Annotated in this window: 19 protein-coding genes, 2 pseudogenes and 1 riboswitch; of the genes and pseudogenes, 10 read left to right on the forward strand and 11 right to left on the reverse strand. The window is 42.1% G+C overall.

Going from position 1 to position 19,976, the window contains the following annotated elements; all coding sequences use genetic code 11:
- Positions 1-31: 31 nt before the first annotated feature.
- Genes queE through queC form a run of 3 tightly spaced genes read right to left on the reverse strand, consistent with a single transcriptional unit; the run spans position 32 to position 1,891 of the window.
- A complete protein-coding gene (gene queE, locus J7I96_RS21505) occupies positions 32-760 on the reverse strand; it encodes a 7-carboxy-7-deazaguanine synthase QueE (RefSeq protein ID WP_214924576.1) in 729 nt (242 codons plus the stop codon).
- Positions 753-1,223: a 6-carboxytetrahydropterin synthase QueD gene (queD, locus tag J7I96_RS21510; RefSeq protein ID WP_214770809.1), complete on the reverse strand. Its 471-nt coding sequence runs from the start codon at positions 1,221-1,223 to the stop codon at positions 753-755. Before queD ends, queE begins: the two co-directional genes overlap by 8 nt.
- Positions 1,223-1,891: a 7-cyano-7-deazaguanine synthase QueC gene (gene queC / locus J7I96_RS21515; RefSeq protein ID WP_214770806.1), complete on the reverse strand. Its 669-nt coding sequence runs from the start codon at positions 1,889-1,891 to the stop codon at positions 1,223-1,225. Before queC ends, queD begins: the two co-directional genes overlap by 1 nt.
- 55 nt (positions 1,892-1,946) lie before the next feature.
- A riboswitch (PreQ1 riboswitch) is annotated at positions 1,947-1,989 on the reverse strand.
- 729 nt (positions 1,990-2,718) lie between these two features.
- Between queC and J7I96_RS28895 the strand changes: the two are divergent.
- The 9 genes and pseudogenes from J7I96_RS28895 to J7I96_RS21555 all read left to right on the forward strand — a co-directional run.
- Positions 2,719-2,910 (forward strand): annotated as a pseudogene (locus J7I96_RS28895) (HAMP domain-containing protein); the annotation flags it as partial.
- 120 nt (positions 2,911-3,030) lie between these two features.
- The gene (locus J7I96_RS28900) at positions 3,031-3,849 is read left to right on the forward strand and encodes a methyl-accepting chemotaxis protein (RefSeq protein WP_396020126.1); all 819 of its coding nucleotides are present in this window, start codon (positions 3,031-3,033) and stop codon (positions 3,847-3,849) included.
- Positions 3,850-4,298: 449 nt separating this feature from the next.
- The gene (locus J7I96_RS21525; protein WP_214770800.1) at positions 4,299-4,514 is read left to right on the forward strand and encodes a hypothetical protein; all 216 of its coding nucleotides are present in this window, start codon (positions 4,299-4,301) and stop codon (positions 4,512-4,514) included.
- 781 nt (positions 4,515-5,295) lie between these two features.
- The gene (gene pgsB / locus J7I96_RS21530; RefSeq protein ID WP_034309408.1) at positions 5,296-6,477 is read left to right on the forward strand and encodes a poly-gamma-glutamate synthase PgsB; all 1,182 of its coding nucleotides are present in this window, start codon (positions 5,296-5,298) and stop codon (positions 6,475-6,477) included.
- Between the two features lie 15 nt (positions 6,478-6,492).
- Positions 6,493-6,942, forward strand: coding sequence for a poly-gamma-glutamate biosynthesis protein PgsC (gene pgsC / locus J7I96_RS21535; protein ID WP_048687555.1), 450 nt, complete (start codon positions 6,493-6,495; stop codon positions 6,940-6,942).
- Between the two features lie 10 nt (positions 6,943-6,952).
- Positions 6,953-8,236 carry a CapA family protein gene (locus J7I96_RS21540; RefSeq protein ID WP_214924580.1) on the forward strand — a complete coding sequence of 428 codons (1,284 nt, stop codon included), beginning with the start codon at positions 6,953-6,955 and terminating at the stop codon, positions 8,234-8,236.
- 74 nt (positions 8,237-8,310) lie between these two features.
- On the forward strand, positions 8,311-9,894 hold the full coding sequence (locus tag J7I96_RS21545) for a gamma-glutamyltransferase family protein (RefSeq protein WP_214924582.1): 1,584 nt from the start codon (positions 8,311-8,313) through the stop codon (positions 9,892-9,894).
- Between the two features lie 68 nt (positions 9,895-9,962).
- Positions 9,963-10,112, forward strand: coding sequence for a CapE family protein (locus J7I96_RS21550; protein WP_153246158.1), 150 nt, complete (start codon positions 9,963-9,965; stop codon positions 10,110-10,112).
- Between the two features lie 84 nt (positions 10,113-10,196).
- Positions 10,197-10,826 (forward strand): poly-gamma-glutamate hydrolase family protein, encoded by a 630-nt coding sequence (locus J7I96_RS21555; protein WP_214924585.1) that lies wholly within the window; start codon positions 10,197-10,199, stop codon positions 10,824-10,826.
- A gap of 5 nt (positions 10,827-10,831) precedes the next feature.
- On the opposite strand, the gene J7I96_RS21560 is transcribed toward J7I96_RS21555, so the two are convergent.
- The 4 genes and pseudogenes from J7I96_RS21560 to J7I96_RS21570 form a co-directional block, all read right to left on the reverse strand.
- Positions 10,832-12,034 carry a C40 family peptidase gene (locus J7I96_RS21560; protein ID WP_214924587.1) on the reverse strand — a complete coding sequence of 401 codons (1,203 nt, stop codon included), beginning with the start codon at positions 12,032-12,034 and terminating at the stop codon, positions 10,832-10,834.
- 809 nt (positions 12,035-12,843) lie between these two features.
- Positions 12,844-13,797: a methyl-accepting chemotaxis protein gene (locus J7I96_RS28905; protein ID WP_396020127.1), complete on the reverse strand. Its 954-nt coding sequence runs from the start codon at positions 13,795-13,797 to the stop codon at positions 12,844-12,846.
- Positions 13,792-14,925 (reverse strand): annotated as a pseudogene (locus J7I96_RS28910) (PDC sensor domain-containing protein); the annotation flags it as partial. The pseudogene J7I96_RS28910 and the gene J7I96_RS28905, both read right to left, overlap by 6 nt.
- A 276-nt stretch (positions 14,926-15,201) precedes the next feature.
- The gene (locus J7I96_RS21570; RefSeq protein WP_214924592.1) at positions 15,202-15,720 is read right to left on the reverse strand and encodes a DJ-1/PfpI family protein; all 519 of its coding nucleotides are present in this window, start codon (positions 15,718-15,720) and stop codon (positions 15,202-15,204) included.
- A 135-nt stretch (positions 15,721-15,855) separates the two neighbouring features.
- Here J7I96_RS21570 and J7I96_RS21575 point away from each other — a divergent pair, with 135 nt between their 5' ends.
- Positions 15,856-16,251, forward strand: coding sequence for a winged helix-turn-helix transcriptional regulator (locus J7I96_RS21575; protein WP_214924595.1), 396 nt, complete (start codon positions 15,856-15,858; stop codon positions 16,249-16,251).
- Positions 16,252-16,785: 534 nt separating this feature from the next.
- Here J7I96_RS21575 and J7I96_RS21580 read toward each other — a convergent pair.
- The 4 genes from J7I96_RS21580 to J7I96_RS21595 form a co-directional block, all read right to left on the reverse strand.
- Positions 16,786-16,983 (reverse strand): hypothetical protein, encoded by a 198-nt coding sequence (locus J7I96_RS21580; RefSeq protein ID WP_214771325.1) that lies wholly within the window; start codon positions 16,981-16,983, stop codon positions 16,786-16,788.
- A 112-nt stretch (positions 16,984-17,095) separates the two neighbouring features.
- Positions 17,096-18,346, reverse strand: coding sequence for an MFS transporter (locus tag J7I96_RS21585; RefSeq protein ID WP_214770783.1), 1,251 nt, complete (start codon positions 18,344-18,346; stop codon positions 17,096-17,098).
- Between the two features lie 592 nt (positions 18,347-18,938).
- Entirely contained in the window at positions 18,939-19,424 is a 486-nt protein-coding gene (locus J7I96_RS21590; protein ID WP_214770781.1) for an SRPBCC family protein, read from the reverse strand.
- Positions 19,425-19,446: 22 nt separating this feature from the next.
- A complete protein-coding gene (locus J7I96_RS21595) occupies positions 19,447-19,959 on the reverse strand; it encodes a GNAT family N-acetyltransferase (RefSeq protein WP_214770779.1) in 513 nt (170 codons plus the stop codon).
- Between the last annotated feature and the right edge of the window lie 17 nt (positions 19,960-19,976).

The raw sequence follows: 19,976 nt of genomic DNA on the forward strand, positions 1-19,976 counted from the left end.
CAGTGTGATGTTTAATCACACTGCCTTCACTTTACACGCCCCGCTTGTTACCCCATATATAGGTATGCAGCTGGGGCAGGACTTTCACATCATTCAATTCATCATCTGCTATCACTTTATCAATTAACTCTTCGTACTTCTTCAATAGACCGCTGATCAATTGACGATCATCCGCCGTCCTGCTGTCGTCATTGCCGACCTGCAGATAAAAAGGAATATCCGGATAACGCCCATGTACATGTTTGGCATATTGATAATCTTCCTCGTTAAAGACGACGATTTTCAATGAAACATGGTTTTCTGGATTTCGATTGGCAAGATTCGAGATGATTTGATCAAGCACGGTAAAGTCCGTGTTCATACCAGAGCTCGGCGGCTTAGGTGAGATAGTCAATTCATTTATATCGAGAAACCAATCCTGCCATCGGCTCCCTTGTGTTTCGACACCTATTTTCATTTTATTTTCATGTAAGATCGCTATCAAGCCGTTTAGGTTTTTCAATAGAGCCGGGTTCCCCCCAGATATCGTCACGAAGGAAAAACCGGAACCCCCAATTCGCTTCAGCTCATCCCATATTTCATCGGCAGTCATCTGAACGGTATCTTCCTTACCTGTGCCATCCCAAGTAAATGCGGAATCACACCAGGAACATGAATAATCGCAGCCGGCAGTCCGAACGAACATGGTTTTTTGACCAATGACCATTCCCTCTCCTTGGATGGTCGGCCCGAAGATTTCCATTACCGGAAGTTTACTCACATTCCATCCACTCCCGTCTCGCTTCGGCATAGCTTGTCGGCGTTTCGTACAGTCGAACAAATTCGACTCTAGCACCCTCATATTCTTTTAAGGAAAGGGCTTCGGCCATTTTTTCATAAATCCAGACAACCATATTTTCAGCTGTTGTATTCATGAGCGGCAGGGTTTCATTCAAATAACGATGATCCAGGTGGATTTCGATTTCATTTTTCCATATATCCTTGATGTCACCAAAATCTATCATCAACCCTCGTGAATCCGTATACCCGCTCAATCCAAAAATGACTTTATACGTGTGGCCATGCAGGTTCTTGCATTTCCCTTCATAGTCATGCAGATGGTGCGCCGCGTCAAAGGTGAATTCCTTACTCACGAGAACCCTCTTGTTTGTATACTTCAATTGGCTGCGCTGAATATCTTCATCTATTTTTTGGAGTTTATCCACTATCTTAAAACCGTACATCATGATGAAAGCACCTTCCGTCTGCTTACGTAGTCATCCAGCCCTTTTTTCCGCAGATTACATGCCGGACAATCACCACAGCCATCGGAGATGATTCCGTTATAGCAAGTCAGTGTCTTTTCGCGGACAAAGTCGAACGCGCCAAGCTGGTCAGCAAGCTCCCATGTTTCCTCTTTATTAAGCCACATTAGCGGCGTATCAATCACGAATGACTGGTCCATCGATAAGTTTAAGGTCACATTCAACGATTTAATGAATACATCGCGGCAGTCAGGATATCCGCTGAAATCCGTTTCACAGACTCCTGTGACAATATGTTTAGCGCCAATCTGACTCGCCAGCACTCCGGCAAACGAAAGGAACAGCAAATTCCTCCCCGGAACGAACGTCGACGGCAGCTCCCCTTCTTCTCCGTCCGCCACTGCGATATCACTTCTCGTCAATGCATTCGGTGCCAATTGGTTCAGCAGCGACATGTCAAGGATATGATGGTTCACGCCCAATTCCTTGGCAATGTTTTGAGCGCATTCGATTTCCAAGCTATGCCGCTGATTATAATCGAACGTCACCGCTTCCACTTCCTCAAATCTCTCCAATGCCCAAAACAGGCACGTCGTACTGTCCTGTCCCCCGCTAAACACAACCACTGCCTTTTCTTTCTTCTTCATTTCTATAAAACTCCTTTTTACGGAAAAAAACAGCACCCTAAGAATAGAGCACTGTTTCTCCTTAGTTTTTTTGAGAGGGTAGCTAGAACCTCTTCCGCCTTAACGCGGAATATTATATTTTTCCAAGTCAATAGTAACTTGAAAATGATAAGAAATCAAGATGTTTATATAAAGTGAACATTAGACCTGATGGAAAATTTGGTTAACTTTTCATTACTTGAAAATCACATTAAAAATCCGATAAGGTGAATAGAATATCGATAAAGGGGTCCAATAATTTGAAAAGCATTAAAGCAAAGGTATTGGTGGCATTTTCACTACTCATATCTTTATGTGTCATCTTAGGAGCATTCAACATTTATAGCAGCAACAAGTCACTGGTATACTCCCAGAATATCATCGAAAGGGAACTTCCGCTTCTTATCCAAGACGAAAAGCTCCTATATAATCTAGCACAACGAACCGCATTTGTCCGGGCCTATATTCTATATGGCGACGAGAGTTATAAAGAAAGGTTCTTACAATATACCGAAGAAAGCCAGGTCATCCAGGAGGAACTCCTAGCCTTAAGCGATTCTGATAAAGCAAAGGAATTGATCGAGAAAAGCGTGGATTGGAGGACGATGATTGTAGAGCGGGTATTTATCCAGTATGAAAAAGGAAATGAAGAACGCGCTAAAGAGATACTCAAAAATGAAGTGGCGCCAATCAGCAATGAAATAATGGAGGGTTTTAAGGGGCTTGCTTCGAAACGCGAGGAATTGATTGTCGCTTCAGGTGAAACCGTCATCGAAAGCGGGAAATCGGTCAAGACGACAAGTATCATCATGTCCATTGCAGCAGTCCTTATCGGCCTTGTACTGGCGCTTGTTACTGCCAACCTCATTACCACTCCCCTCCTTAAAATCAGGGACAGGATGAAAATGGTGGCTGACGGAGAGCTGAATCATGAACCCCTGGAGCAAAAGTCATATGATGAACTGGGCGAATTAACGGTCTCCGCCAACCAAATGCAGAAAAACCTTCGTGATGCGATCGAAAAAATGCTCGTTGTTTCGCAATCCGTTACCAACCAAAGCGAGGATCTGACTCAATCAGCAAATGAAGTGCAGCAGGGCAGCAAGCAAATAGCGTCTACGATGTATGAACTTTCGGAAGGTTCGGAGTCACAAGCCAGCCGGGCAGCTGAAATGGTTCGCATGATGGATGATTTCACCGGCAGGATCGAGTTGGCCCACCTGGAAGGAGCGGATGTGGCTAGAAGTTCAACCGAAATCCTTTCCTTGACCAAGGACGGCACCGCTTTAATGCGCAGTTCGGTCCAACAGATGCAAAGTATTGATGGGATTGTCAAAAATGCCGTAGAGCAAGTGAAAGGGCTCGATTCTCAATCACAGCAAATCTCACAGCTTGTGCAGGTCATCAAAGATATATCCAATCAAACCAATCTATTGGCGCTGAATGCAGCCATAGAGGCCGCTCGTGCTGGTGAACATGGTAAGGGCTTTGCCGTCGTCGCCGATGAAGTGCGGAAACTCGCTGAAGAGGTCACACACTCCGTCGGGGATATCACCAATATTGTCTCCGCCATTCAAGCGGGTTCAAAAACAGTCGTCCACTCCCTGGAAGATGGTTATACTCAAGTGGATGAAGGCACGAAACAGATTACACTCACAGGCCGAACCTTTGAAACAATCAATCACTCTGTCGGGAATATGGAAATGAAAATACAGCATATCACCGAAGAATTGAACTATATCTCCACAAATAGCAAAAAAATCAATCAGGCTATCGAAGATATCGCTGCCGTTTCTGAAGAGTCCGCGGCAGGAATCGAACAAGTCTCCGCCTCCGCTCAGCAATCCAGCTCTTCGATGGATGAAATCACGAATCATGCCAGTGAACTTGCATCTTCGGCAGAATTGCTGACTGCACAGGTTAAGAAATTCCAATTATGACACTAGCAAGTTCCCGATACTTGAATGCGGGAACTTGCTTTTTTTCTCCTATTTTAAGCCTTGTTTCATTTTCATAAATTCGGGGAATATATAACTATACACAATAATGAACCATTAAAAAAGCAAATCTATCAAAAACGGCTGGAAGTGAATATTTTCCTTTGTTTTCAGAATATTTAGTGTATAATTAATGTAATAAAAGGAATATTTTAACGAAAATAATGATTACTTCCAACACCTGCAAATTCTGACCTTTCCTTTCAACACCATGCACGGGCCATATGCTAAGTAAAATATCGATTGCATGCTTTCTCTGGAATCAAACCATTCACAACTTTATTCACACAAAAACATAATTTCCACTCCAAATTTGCAAAAAAAGGTTAAACTTCACCAACGATATGTTACTATTAAACTAAGACCTTTTAACCCCATAAGGAGGAATTCATATGAAACGTTTTTTCAAATTCATCGCAGACTTTAACGAAAGAAAAGCACTGGAACGGGAAACCGAAGAATTCTTTCGCAAAGAATACGAAAATTATATGAAGATGAATCCTGACAATCAAGGAAAGAGAAGGAGATTAGCTCCTAGACTTTATGTGATTGATGGCGGTAAAAAGGGCTCCAACCTTGAGATTTCTGACAGAAAGAAATCCAGTTAACCTGATTCCTTCCATTATCAGCTACCCATGCTGTAATTCAAGACCCACAAAATTATGATAACGGAGATCCGTGATCATTCCATTCATTTACAATATATAAGCCGAAAGCTCAGATATGCTTCTGGGCTTTTTTATTTTTCATTCTTCTATAAACACTATATCTATAGAAGAAACTAGGTATTTTTTAAAAGAAATGGGTTAACTTTAGTTTATTTCATGTTTTAGGAAAAAAGGTCAATTATAGACCCATGGGTATTTACCAAGGGAAAAACGGAAAATACCAAAAAAAAGAGATGTGTTCTTTTACTCATCTTTATCCATATTCAAAAGAGTTCAACTAATTGAGTCGTTAGATGCAATATTTCACATTGAATGACAAATGCATAAAAATTGTAACGTTTATGTCGAACAATGGGTATAAACAATTAATAAACTGTAATAAACCTCACTTTTAAAAATTAATTATTATTCAAATATAGCCATTATGAATTAGGCTCAAATACTCATAAAACTATTTTACTTCTGACCATAATGGGTTTTTATTAAACCTTCCATAATTTAGTGTAAATAAAACCCCGATTCCCTCGATTTCCAGCCATATCTTTGTACTCATAAAACAATTTATCCCATTAGATACTATTACACCCTAATATACATATATTTGAAAATGCTGATGATAACTATATTACGATAGAATAATTGACTCTTGCCTATTAAGTTTAAAATCATGTAGTGTGTATTCAGTAATTCAAATATTTGAAAAAAAGAGAGGTTAAAAAAAATGGCACCAATATTTATTTGTGCGATCTTTTTGCTTGGTTATGGCATTTTTGAACAAAAACGCCATCAGAAGCGTCTCGACTCCATCCCGGTACGTGTGAATGTGAATGGGATTCGAGGGAAATCAACTGTAACGCGTCTAATTACAGGTGTGATCCAGGAAGCTAAATACAAAACAGTAGGTAAAACAACCGGAACATCAGCAAGAATGATCTATTGGTTTACCGACAAGGAAAAACCGATTGTACGCCGCCCGGAAGGACCCAACATAGGAGAACAACGGCGTGTAGTTAAAGAAGTTGCCGACTTAGGCACGGAAGCACTGGTTTGTGAGTGCATGGCCGTACAGCCTGACTATCAACTAATCTTCCAAAACAAAATGATCCAGGCAAACATCGGGGTCATCGTGAATGTATTGGAAGACCATATGGATGTCATGGGACCGACTATGGATGAGGTTGCCGAAGCCTTCACTGCTACCATTCCCCATAATGGTCACTTAATAACCATCGAAAGTGAATATTTGGACTTTTTCAAACAAATCGCCAAAGAACGCAACACAAAAGTGATCGTTGCAGATAATTCAAGAATTTCCGAAGATTTCTTACGCGAATTCGACTATATGGTATTTCCGGATAACGCATCACTGGCCTTGGCCGTTGCGGAAGCTTTGGGAATTGATGAAAAAACGGCTTTCCGCGGCATGCTGAATGCACATCCAGATCCAGGGGCCATGCGGATCACCAAATTCGGAGATCGCATCCAGCCAACTTTCTTTGTCAATGGCTTTGCTGCAAACGACGCGGCATCGACGCTGAACATATGGGAACGTGTCAATACGTTCGGATACAGCACAGAACCTCCTATCGTCATCATGAACTGCCGTGCAGACCGTGTGGACCGTACCGAGCAGTTTGCTAGAGATGTATTGCCGTACATAAAATCCGAAATCGTCATTGCCATTGGTGAAACTACATCACCAATCACGAAGGTATTCGAGCAAGGTAAATTGGATACTAAAGAATATTGGGATTTAGAAAACTGGTCAACTGAAGAAATCGTGGCCCGTCTCCGCCCATTGATGAAAAACCGAATCGTCTACGGTGTCGGGAATATTCACGGCGCAGCGGAACCATTAATTGAAGCATTCATGAAATCTAAAACAAAGCAAAAAGCAAGTTAAGTAGGAGGAACCTTAATGTTTGGATCGGATTTATATGTAGCCCTAGTACTGGGTGTAACGCTTAGCCTTATATTTTCAGAAAAGACGGGTGTCGTACCCGCAGGACTTATCGTGCCAGGTTATTTGGCATTAGTATTTGATCAATGGGAAATCATGCTGACCATTTTGATCATTAGTGTCGTAACTTATTTAATCGTCACCCACGGCCTTTCAAGATGGGTGATTTTATATGGAAGAAGAAAATTCGCCGCCATGATGGTGACCGGGATTTGCTTGAAACTCCTATTGGACTTAGTCTACCCCGTCATGCCCTTTGAAATATTCGAGTTTCGGGGAATCGGCATAATCGTACCTGGATTGATAGCGAATACCATACAAAGACAAGGAATGCCATTGACACTTGGCAGCACGCTTTTATTATCCGGCTTAACATTCGGTTTAATGAACGTGTACTACCTATTCTGAGGTGCAAAAAATGAAACGGACTTTAAATGCAAAAGAAAAAACACTTATCTTTATTAAACGCACGAAGAAAAAGAATCTTAAATACACTGGAATCATACTACCTATATTACTAATCGCTTTAGTCATTACCACTTGGATGGGACGGGCTGAGGAAGTGAAAACAGTCGCAACAAAATCCGGTCAACCGTTGACGATGACAATGGTCGGTGATGTGATGATGGGACGTTATGTTGAAGAAGTGACGGAAAAGCACGGGTATGAATACCTCTTCAGGTATATGAAGCCCTATTTCGCCAATTCGGATTATGTCAGTGGGAATTATGAACATACCGCTTTAAAAGAAGACGTATCCAACTACAAGGGAGCCGATACGCCCATCCGCTTAAACTCCAACACTAGCGGTGTGAAAGCCGTTAAGGATGCTGGCTTCTCTGTGGTGTCATTGGCAAATAACCATATGATGGACTATGAAGAACAAGGACTCCTTGACACGATTGATGAATTCAAAAGTGCGGATATGCACTATGTCGGTGTTGGATCGAACACTGCGGAAGCAAAAAACAGCATCGACTATGCGGATGTTAATGGCGTTCGTGTCGCAACACTTGGCTTCACGGATGTTTACGGTAAGGATGCCGTATCAAAAAATGATAAAGCCGGACTATTGAACTCCAATCCTGATTTATTATTTGAAATGATCGGCAAAGCAAAGGATGCCAAGCAAGGAAACGCAGACTTGGTTGTGGTGAATATGCACTGGGGACAAGAGTATTCAACATCAACAACCGATCGACAAAAAGACTTGGCGAAAGCTATCATAGATGCGGGGGCTGACATCATCATCGGCCATCACCCCCACGTGCTTCAATCGTTCGATGTTTATAAAGATGGAATCATTTTCTATAGTCTGGGAAATTTCATTTTCGATCAAGGCTGGACACGCACAAAGGATTCAGCCATGGTTCAATACCATTTAGAGAATGATGGAAAAGCTACAATCGATGTCGTGCCGCTGCAAATTGAAGAAGCAACACCAAGGCCAGCTACCTCTTCCATTGACAAATCACGTGTTTACCGACAGTTGACCAAGGAAACGAGTGAAAAAGTCCAGTGGTCTAAAAAAGAGGATCGCATCGAGATTACCTTGGATCACAAGAAGGTAATCGATCATAAGGCACAGCGTGAACAAGAGGAAAAGGCCGCAATGGAAAAGAAAGCTGCACTGGAGAAAAAAGCAGCACAAGAGAAAAAGGCCGTACAAGCTAAACAACCGGGAATACAACCCATTCAGTAAGGAACACTTTATCACTGCCATTTGAAGAATGAAGACACACAACTTAGAATCTCAACGAAAAGGGGGAACAACCGATGATTAACCGTATGACGGGAAAAGTGCTCATATCTCTAAGCTTGCTCATATATATTGCTGGATGTTCGAAGACACCCCCTATTTCTGACACGAATGATCCGATAAAGAATAAAACGGAACAATCATATGGGGTCAGTTCTTCAAATCCAATCGCAATAGATGTCGGTATGGATATATTGGAAAACGGCGGAACGGCGGCTGATGCCGCCATTGCGGTATCGTATGTATTAGGTGTAGTCGAACCTTATGGATCTGGCGTGGGCGGCGGCGGCGGTATGCTGATTGCCCCGGAATCCGGCGAACCCGAATTTATCGATTATCGTGAATCCTCTCCAGAAGACCCAAGTTCAAGACACGATACAGGAATTCCTGGCTTAGTGGCCGGAATGCAGGTCATCAGTGATAAGTATGGGAGCGTACCAATGGCAGACCTTCTTCAGCCGGCGATAGATTTGGCTGAAGAAGGATTTGAAGTCGACGAATCGTTATCATCACGCTTAGAAGCGGCTCAGCCAAGGATATCTTCGGATGCGACTTCACTTTTTTATCCTGATGGTGATGCCATTGAACCAGGCAAAACCCTCGTCCAGGAAAGACTTGCTGAAACATTGAAGGAAATCCAACAGGAAGGTCCTGATGGTTTTTATAAAGGGGAAATTGCGCGGGATATTAAAAAGAAATCAGATATCGACTTGATGGATTTAAAGCGCTATGAGGTGAAAGAACGGAAACCGGTCCAAGGAACATTTGCCGGTTATGATGTTTTTACCGCGCCTCCGCCCTTTTCAGGTATTACCGTTCTTGAAATGTTAAAGCTAGCCGAGGAAATGAACCTAGGTGATTCTTCAAGCAAATCAGCTTATATGAAAGTCCTGGGGGGCATTACGGATACTGCTTATCAAGATCGGACCGTCCATGTTGGGGATGGAATAAGTCACTCCAAGGCGGAAAAATTGCTCTCCCCCATTCACTTGGATAATCTTAAAAATAAGATCAAAAGTGAAAAATGGGAAGATAAAGAATCGAATGGCACTGAAGAACATGAAAGCACGACACACTTTGTGATAATGGACAAAAATGGCACTGTCGTTTCCACAACGAATACGCTCAGTAACTTTTTCGGATCTGGGGATTATACAAATGGATTTTTCCTTAACGATCAACTGAAAAATTTCAGGTCCGGCTTGAACTCACAAAAGGCATATAAACGCTCAAGAACTTTCACCGCTCCGACCATTCTCAAGAAACCTGGGCGGGAATTGATCGGGATCGGCTCACCAGGCGGTGATAGGATTCCGCAAGTATTGATGCAGGTTCTTTATTCTTATACAGAAAATGAAGGCTCATTGCAGAATATCGTCGATCGTAATCGGTTCGTCTTTGATGGAAAGAAGATTTATACAGAATCCAGGCTTTCGGATGAAACCGTATCCGACTTGGAAGATTCAGGATACGAAGTCATTCAGAAGATTTCCCCCATGTATTATGGCGGGGTTCAAGGACTCGTTAAAAACGAGAAAAATGGACAAATATCCGGAGCTGGAGATAAAAGAAGAAACGGAAGCTGGAAAGCTCAGCAATAAACAGGCAATCCAGCCCCTCCTTTTCTAAATATCATATGAATTTTAGCGTTGTATAAGGGGATTTTAATATGAATATCGTAAAAAAAATAACAAGCTGGGTAATACCTGTCCTTCTTGTAGCAGCCCTGCTTGTGACAATGAATACGTTTAAACGGACAGAAACGTTAACACCCGACGAGCAAAAGAAAATAGAACAATATACGACAGTCGAAAAATGAAAAAGCTGGGGCATCCCCGCTTTTTTTATTTTTGCCGTCAACGGGTATGGAAGATTAGATACTCTACAGATACGGAGGATTACCATGATTGAATATAGCTATACCGATTTTTTTGAACTGCAGGAAAATGAACGAGAATACCTTGATTACCGCATCATCGTTCATCACAGGAATCCTGATATTGCTGTTCTAGCCATTCATGGCGGGAATATCGAACCAGGTACGAGTGAAGTTGCAGCCGCACTTGGAGAGAGACTTTGTGCAAGCACCTACCTATTCGAAGGCCTAAAAACAAGGGGCAACCAGGTCCTCCATATAACATCCCGCTTATTCAATGAACCGTGCGGCGTTTCGATGGCAGCGAACGCTCAAACCACCCTTTCGATCCATGGCCACTACGACGTACATAATGCGCTGGTTTACATTGGCGGAAGGAACGAACCATATAAGAACCTTATTCAGCAATGCCTCAACAAAGCTGGATTTCAAACTGATCATGCACCGCAGCACCTTTCAGGCATGAATGGAAACAACATCACCAACACATCCAAAACGGGTGCAGGCGTGCAATTGGAACTTTCCACAAAGCTCAGGAAAAGCTTTTTCAAAGGTGATGACTTTACCAGTAAGAACAGGGTCAATCACTGTAATCCTCTTAAACGGTTCGTTACTGCCATTGAAAAAGCCACTCTTGAATATAAACAGGTTGAATGACCTTCTTAGTTGATGAGGCTTTCGGCTTGACCGAAGCTTTCGAATTTCTCGGCAAAATAACCTGACGAAAGGTTGGAGATATGAACGCCGGTGTTATCCGTTGTATGGAGAAAACGTCCATCACCCAGATAAATACCTACATGGGTCACACCCAGCCTTGTTCCCGTGTCCCTAAAAAACACCAAATCCCCTGCCTTCGGATTATCGATTTTGGGCACCAATGAGAAGTAATCCTCTGCTGAATCTCTTTTTACCGAAAGGCCCTGCTCCTTCATGACCCAATAAATGAAGCCGCTGCAATCCATTCCGGTCATTGGATCTTCTCCCCCGAAAACATAGGTGAATCCGCGTAAAGTGTATGCATACTTGATGACATCATATGCTTTATCATATGCAGCCTCATGGTTTACATAAAACGGATATAACGGGGTGCTGTATAGTTGAAGGTACTGCCCCTGCATCAACTCATCGGTATTTAAAGCGTTACGGCTTTTGATCGCACTCATGGAAATGCTGTAATGCTCCGATATACTATTAAGCGTCTCTCCCATTTGGACGATATGCTCTCCTTTAGGCGTGTATGTTTTGTACGCCACTTGGTATTTTGCAAAGTAATCTTCTGTAGTGGACCTCACCTGAACCGTTTCTGCACCATATCCAGAATTGACAAATTGGTTTTCACCGACATAAATGCCCGCTGTCACGACTTTTAAGCTGTCTTTTTCCAGAAAGAATATTATATCCCCAGTTTTCGGAGTGGCTGTATCCATCCCTTGCTTATAAAAACCATCTACTGTCAAACGGTCGACCGGTACATTTTGCCTGGAAAGCACCCAATGAATCAATCCGCTCGAATCGAACCCTTTTTCAGGCGTCTCCTCTCCAGCTGCCTTTTTAAACCCTATGAAAGATTTCGCATATTCCGCAATTTTTTTTCCTCTCTCCGACCATTGATAGATGGAAGGAGTATAAGCCGTTTGAATGATTGTCAACTTTTGGCCCGAAAATAACTTATCATCCGGTAAACCATTCGTCTTCATCAATTGCTCAGCCGATATATCATATGTCTTGGCAATCGATTCCACCGTTTCGCCAGAGATTACAGTATGCACAGGATCTGCAGCCTCGGCCTTTAAACCAGGTAAGAAAGTGAAACTAACCATGAATACCAATGTCAGTATCATACAGTTTATTTTCCCATTAAACATTTTAACCTTCCTTTATACGCTGAAATATTTTTATTTTTATGATGTTCAAGTAAATCCAAATCATATGAACCTTCTATCCTATCATCCACTTGATTGGATGAGCCTTAATGCTCACGGCAATTATATTATCGGTAAATCCAATGAAACCTTTAGCCTGTTTTTTTGAAATATCAACAGTTGGATTCAATTAAACACCATAAAAGCAAATCTTTATTCCTATACCTCATCGATAAAAGTTGGAACTCGAAGAATTCCTGGAGGATTTTGTTTATATTGGCAGTAAGGGTAAAGGTAGATTAGAGAAATCCCGGTCATGATGAAGTCGGGCATATACGGCTTGCCCCATTTATGATGAGGATGGCGATATAGGAGTGAACACTTTGAAAGATATAGTTTTGGAGGGGAAACGCATTTGAGGTTTTGCATGTAAACAAACGTAAATTGATTACCAAGGCGATGGATTTTGATCTGGAACCCAAATCCATCGGGATCAACCATCATCTAGCAGAAGTAAATAAAGGGAAAGCTAGTGGCTTTCCCCTCTCGTTACTATGAATCTATCGCATATAAATTTGTGCCAGCTTCTAATATCCGTGCCGGCTTGTCCGATTCCTATATATTATTCCCCTTTGTAAAAAAGGCATGGATACTTGACCCGATCCTCTAAATTGTACTTTTGTACTTCCATTGATTACGTCCACCATAAAGGGATGTCCCAGCGATTCACCTTTTTAGAATGATGCAATCGCAATCTAACAAAAAAAGGAGACCACTGTAATGGCCTTCCTTTTTGCAACACTTGTTATTCCCTACTTCTCTATCTGGAATTCCCCTAGCGTCTGCTCCAAATCATTTATTAACTGTGTAAGCTGCTGTGTATATTGAGCAAGTTCATTGGAAGAAGCAGCTTGTTCCTCCATCGATGATGCAATTTCTTCTGATGAAGCTGTCGTTTGCTGTGATACGGCGGTGATTTCTTCTATCACTTTAATAACCATTTCTTTTTGTTGATTGATGCTTTCAATGGATCGTGTTTCTTCCTGAATCGAATTGGATATTTTCCCGACGGAATCTTCCAGCTCCTTCATGGCTTCACTTACCGTGTTCACGGCATTCTTCTGATCCTTGCTGATTTGATTCGTTTCATTGGTCGTTTTCAACAATTCCTCTGTATCTGTCAGAATGCTTTGGATGATTGCTTGAATGTTTTTTGTAGCTTCTTTCGAATCATCAGCCAAGCTCCTTACTTCATTCGCCACGACAGCAAAACCTTTGCCGGACTCACCTGCCCTTGCAGCTTCTATAGATGCATTCAAAGATAGTAAATTGGTTTGTTCCGATATTTTCGAAATGGCATTCGTGACATCGGAAATGGTTTTTGATTTTTCCACAAGTCTTAAGCTCATGCTGGTGACTGCAGAAAACGCCACTTCTAATTTATGATATGACGCTTCCAAACCACTTACCTGTTGTTTCCCTGACTCTATTTTTTCAGATGCAAGTTCCAATACGGATTGGGTTTCCCTCGATTTTTTTGATAACCCATCGATTTCTCCACTAAGGACCTGGATCGTACCCGCACCATGCTCCACTTGTTCAGATTGACTCGAAGCACCCGTTGCAATCTCTTCTATCGCGCGTGAAACATCTGTAATGGCCGCACTATTTTCAGCAGCTATTTGGTTTAAGCCGGCATTGGCACTTGTCACGGATTCCGCATTGCCGTTTACCTTCTCAACCAATCTTCTTAATTTCCCTAGCATCGAGTTATAGCTTTTGCTTAAGTCCCCAATTTCATCATTGGATTTAATGGCAAATTCGGTCACTAAATCCCCACTCGCCGTCTTTTCTATGACTTTTTGGAAATCGGCCATGATTTTCGTTAACTTTCCTGCTAGATAAAGAGCACATACCATCCCGAATAAAAGACCTAAAATACCTGATACCAGTACGATTCTAGTAATGTCATCCAGCTTGGATTGCAGTATTTTGTCTGGAGTGAGCGCCAACACATTCCAGTTCACTTCAGGGACCTTACTCCATTCACCTGTATAATCCTCACCATCCAACGTCAAGGATTGGTTCGCCTTTGCGCCCCTATTATACATGTCGGCCACCCACTTGAACTCTGAACTGAATCGGTCAGTGTCCGCAATGAAATCCTCCACCCCTTCTACCATGCCACTTTTGTCAGGATTCATATTCTTCCCGTCCATATCCTTCATGAATGAACTCACGATAAACCCTTGTGAATCCAATATCACCAGATTGCTAGTGGAATCTTTTTCGATGGTTGACCTCATTTTCCCGATTGTCGCAAGGTCGATATCATAACCCAGGGCCCCTGCCATTTTCCCGTCCGATAAAACGGGCGTGACAACGGAAGTCATGATCATTCCCGAACCTCCATCTTTATACACATCCATCCATTTCGTTTCTGGCCTTTCGGTCAGCTGCGTATAAGTCTTAGTCTCCCTGGCATCCTGATCGAAATCCATTTGGGGCGAAGCATACAAGGAACCATCCGATCCATCCATATAATAAACGGAAATTAAATCCTCATTGTTCTTTTGAAAAGTCTCTAACGTTTTTTGGATATCCTTGATTGAATCACCATTCTTGATCTGGTTGGAAACCAGCTGTGATAATTGCTCTATCGAATCTTCATACGTGGCCATGCTCAAATTGATTTGTGCCGCTGCATTTTGGGCCGAGCTTTCGTTGTTGGACGTACTATCTTCTTTAAAAATGGAAGTCACCTTTACCCCCATTATCGAAACGGATACGACTATTGCGAGTAAAACGGATGTACATATAAATAGTAGCCATTTTATCCGGAGCGATATCCTTCTCTTCACTTTTTCTTTTTTGTCTATCGATGAACTTCTCATCAATACTTTCCCCCTTTTATTTGACCTGCAAATGCACTTATGTGTGAAAACAAAGATTCAATCTATGCTTAAAATGGATCCTTCCTAAATTACGATCATTTACTTCATTTTTCCACATAAACATACTATATACCTATCCATTCCTTGTCAATCACCAATATCGGATAAATTGATAGGTCTAAAGATCCCATTCTGTTTTCAAATAAAAAAACCCTTGGATTGTATGGAATCCAAGGGTTTCACATAGGGGATATTAAGTCAGCAATAAAACGCGATTTAGCGTAATGCTGCAGCTAAGCTTTCTCCGAATTCTTTTGCACCATCCGGACCATCACCCGTTATGATATCACCATGAGCAACGACATGCTGTTTTACATATTCAGCGGAATTGGCTTTCAATTCGTCAATTTGAACATCAACTGGGTAACAGGCAGCTTTACGTCCAGAAAGCAAACCCGTTTTCGCTACAGTGACAGAACCTGCACAAATTCCCGATACAAGAACCTTTTGTTCATGCGCTTGTTTCAAAAAACTTTGCAGTTCTTGGTTACCCCATAGATGATCATTCGTACCTGATCCCCCAATTACAGCGACTGCATCATAATCACTTGCTGAAACTTCTGAAAAGGTAACCTCTGCCAAAGCCTTGCCTTGATAGTCACCAGTTATTTCTCCTGCTTTCGTACTGGCTATCGTTACTGCCACTCCTGCATTTTCCAATACTTCCTTCGGCTGAAATAATTCATCTTCATTAAAACGTTCTGGTGGTATAATTAGTAATGCTTTTTTACTCATATATATTGCCTCCTGAATTGAATTGTCTATGACACTCAAATTGTAACGCTCTTAATCGGCGCTGTGAAGAATGCACTTTTATGTGCGGAGGTTACCTTAAGGTTACTGGTAAATTTAAAAAAGGAGCTAATGTCCATGGCAGAAACATTAAGAGATGAAATCAAAGAAAAGATCTTGAACGGCTATTATAAATGCGAAAAAGAACTTACTTTATCCATATTCAGCGGCAAATGGAAAATCGTCATTCTATGGCATTTAGGTGTAGAAGGCCCACACAGATTCAGTGAACTTCAAAGGCTCTTTCCGAAAATATCCCATAAAATCTTAACGAATCAGTTACGTGAACTAATGGAAGACGGCATCGTCCATCGGGAGGTATATCCCGAGATCCCTCCAAAAGTCGAATATTCCATGACTGAACTTGGAATGACCTTGCTGCCGATCGTTGAAATGATGTATGAATGGGGAAGAAACAGGATGAATGAAATTAAACAAGAAATGCATATCAGTGAAAATGATGTGAATAAATAATGCATTCGTGACCCGAAAAACACCATTGTAAAATGGAAATGTTGCCTCCAGGCACTCGCTTTCCGCGGGCGGTCGGGGAGCCTCCTCGGCTTTCGCCTGCGGGGTCTCCCCTAGACGCGCTTTTCCCGCAGGAACTCGTACCTTCCGTTCCAATCAACTGGATCTTCTTTTTTAAGAAACATTGTAGGGAAACTGGCTCTTTTTCTCCAATTCGTCTACAGTCCGGCGGTTCCATCAATTTTTCGGCAAAAGGAAGTTTCGAATTGCTGACCAAGATTTTAAAAGTAAACTAATTTATCCTTCATGTTTTTTTACTGCAACCCTTAATCGATTGAAGAAATTTGATAACTGGCTAGACGAGACACCGCAGACGCTTGCGTCGAGGAGGCTTGGCAGGCAGTCGGCGGAAAGGGAGCGGATTTCTGAAATCAACTGGAACATTTTTTAAATAAAAAACTAGACCGACATAGAATATCTCGGTCTAGTGAATTCGAAGCTGATTCTTATCATGAAAAGGAAAGGTGAAAACTCATTTTACTTTTTACCCGGCTTGGTGAATTGCTGACCAATTGCACCTATTATTAAAATGATGATCGAAATGAGACTGTAGTCCTTAAAAAAGGTCGTAAATGGAATTTCCAGAAATAAGAAAGCCATCGTAATCAATCGTCCTATAAGCAGAATCAAACCGACAACTACCATCCAATTAAATAATCTTCCCCAAAAACCCATCTTTTCCTCCTTAGCCAATCGAATGATGACTTTCATCGTTTCATCTTTCTACAAGAATAAATATCCGGCATGCTTAAAAATCCTTCAGCCTGACATGTCGTTCCTTGCCCCATTACTCGGAGGCATCTTTGGAGATAGGTTTTCCGGCTTCGATCAACACTTTGCTGCCCAGTAGGAAAAAACCTTGAATGAACAGCAATATACCAGTTCCTATAAGCAGCCATTCTATTTTAATGATGTCGGATACCGGTCCGAATACAAGCATTCCCAGGGGCATCATGGAAGTCGAGATCATTCCTAAAACACCAAATACCCTCCCAAGAAGATCACCCTCGATCTTCTCCTGTAACAGAACCATGGACGGCGTATTAAAAATGGGCATCGCCAAGCCCACTACCCCCATGATGATCAAGTACATCCAAAAAACGGGGATGATTCCAAGAGCGAAAGTACAGGCACCAATTATAAGGCTGGCAAGAGTCATCGTATGGATCTTGTTTTTAAAGCCTCCCCATGAAGCCATGAAAATCCCGCCTAGCATCATACCGATGGCAAAGGTGATTTCTATCGCAGTCAACCGCCAAACATCATTCCCGAAAGAGCGTGTGACCTGAAGCGGTGTAAGGAATGCAACAGGTGCGGCAAGCACGAAGAAAAATGCGAAAAACATAAAGAACTTCTTAAGAAAATCGTGATTCCTGATATAACTGAAGCCTTCTTGCAAATCGGTGAAATAGCTGGTAGTTTGCTTTTGTAATGCCTTCGCATGTGCTGGAATTTTCAAAAAGGCCAGCAATGTGAAGATGGCAATTGCAGCTGTAATCACATCAATGAAGAAAATGGTTTCGATTGAAGCTATCGTAAGCAGCGCGCCGCTCACCATGGGGGAAACGAGCATCACCAGCGCTTGAATGCTTCCATTTGTCCCGTTCACCTTCGTAAGCTTATCCTCTGGAACAAGTTGCGGGAGAATGGCCCCTACTGCCGGAGTCTGGATTCCAGTTCCGATCGCGCGGACAGCGGACATGACGAAAAGCAGCCAAAGCTCATCGTAGCCGATTAAAAACAAGATGGCCAATACGAGCGTTGATATGGCAATCAAAGAATCCGACAGAATGATCAGTATCTTCCGATTATAGCGGTCTGCCCATACCCCCGCGATTGGGGAGAGTATGAAGGTGGGCACGAAACCACAAACGATGGATATTGTCATCATGACACCCGACTGTGTATTCAATGTGATATACCACATGATGGCATACTGGACCAGGGACGAACCAAAGAGGGATATCGTCTGACTGCCTAGAAAAAGAGTGATATTCTTTTTCCACTTGTCCTTTACTTGATCATTTAATGATTTCATCTCTTAAACACCTCATTTTATTTTCAATGCCCTAAAAAAAACACAGGCTATCTGCCTGTGTTAGAGTAAATGGATCAGAACCTATCTAAAGAAACCTGAGAGGATGACTATTTTCACGATAAAAAATCAATCTCCCCCTGGCCTTCGGTTTGGTCAATTCAATGGAGAATCTTACACCTATCCCAAAATGACCCTTGGATAGACAAAGTAATTCTCCCTTAATCATTCTTCTATTTTAAAGTCAACTGGAATCGTGAAAACCTTTGATCACAAAGGTTGCCGCGGCTTCAGCCGGACAGCAAAAAAAAGAGGTTGAAATCGTCTCTTTTTACTTAAATGCGTAAAATGAAGGTTTCCTTAAAAATAGACAGACCATTCCCATTTACCCTGCGGACGGCAGAGCTCTTGAACGTATTCAATTAACGGTTCAAAGATTGGAAACGCAGTCTGATATATGTCACAAGGAAAACCTCCATTTCTTAAAAGTTACAGCCATCTTAACATGGCACCAACTGGAATATCAACAAAAAACTTCCTTAGCAGAGGCATTTCTTCGGTTTAAGACCATCTTATGTATACACCTGCATTCCATTCATCCATCCATTCGTTTGACGGCGGCCGTATATTCCTTATGCCATTTTTCCCATGCATCCATTGGGAAATCCTGATGGTGTCCATCAAGTAAATCACTAAACATATCAAGGCAAATATGCCAGCCTGCCAGATCTTTTGATGTATGATCATTAACTGGCGTGATGGATTCTTTCAATACCAATGAGCATCCATCCTTTTCAGGGGATACCTCGAAACGAACCCAGCCGTCCCCCCATTCAAAATCTAAAACGGAAGCTTCCCGGAAGTCCCTGATCTTCATATCAAAAGATTTCCCTGACCCATCATTGAAATTGAATTTTATCGTCCCATCTTTTCGGAGGTCCTTCATTTCCAGGTTGGACATCCACTTTTCCACCTTATCATTCTCCGTTAAAGCACCCCATACCTTTTCAACCGGATGATTGAGCAGGCGATCGAATCTTGCGATAATCCCATTACGTTCTTTTTCGATTACAGCTTGCACTTGGATTCCCCCATTCAATTCGTTATCCGAGATTATTTTTATAATAAAAAATGGTCGGTTGAAATTCACCATTTGCAGATTTCGCATAATCAGGAATCCTGCCTGCCTGAATATATCCCAATGAGGTATACAGGAGATTTGAAGGATCTCCTTCCCTCGTATCCAGGACCAATAATGTCCGTCCCTCCTGTTTGGCCTTCCTCTCAGCCTCTAGCATGAGTGAACGTCCTATGCCATTTCTTCTATAACCAGTATGTGTCATTAATTTTGCGATTTCCGCTCGATGGCCGCCATTTTGCTTTGAACATAAATGTAACTGTACACTCCCGACAATCTTACCCTGCAACTTAGCGACAAACAGAATCACATCACGATCCATGGCACTACCCCAGTAATCAACGGCCTCAGACTGTTTCATGGGTGGTAAAAAACCGATGGACGCACCATCATCCACCACTTGCACCAAAAGGTCGGAAAGTTCATTAAGATGGTATCCGGTTGAAGTTAATTGTTCGATTTTCACCTCGGCATTCACATAATCACACCTTTCAT

This window comes from Bacillus sp. ISL-78 (assembly GCF_018613455.1).
GTDB lineage: Bacteria > Bacillota > Bacilli > Bacillales > DSM-1321 > Peribacillus > Peribacillus frigoritolerans.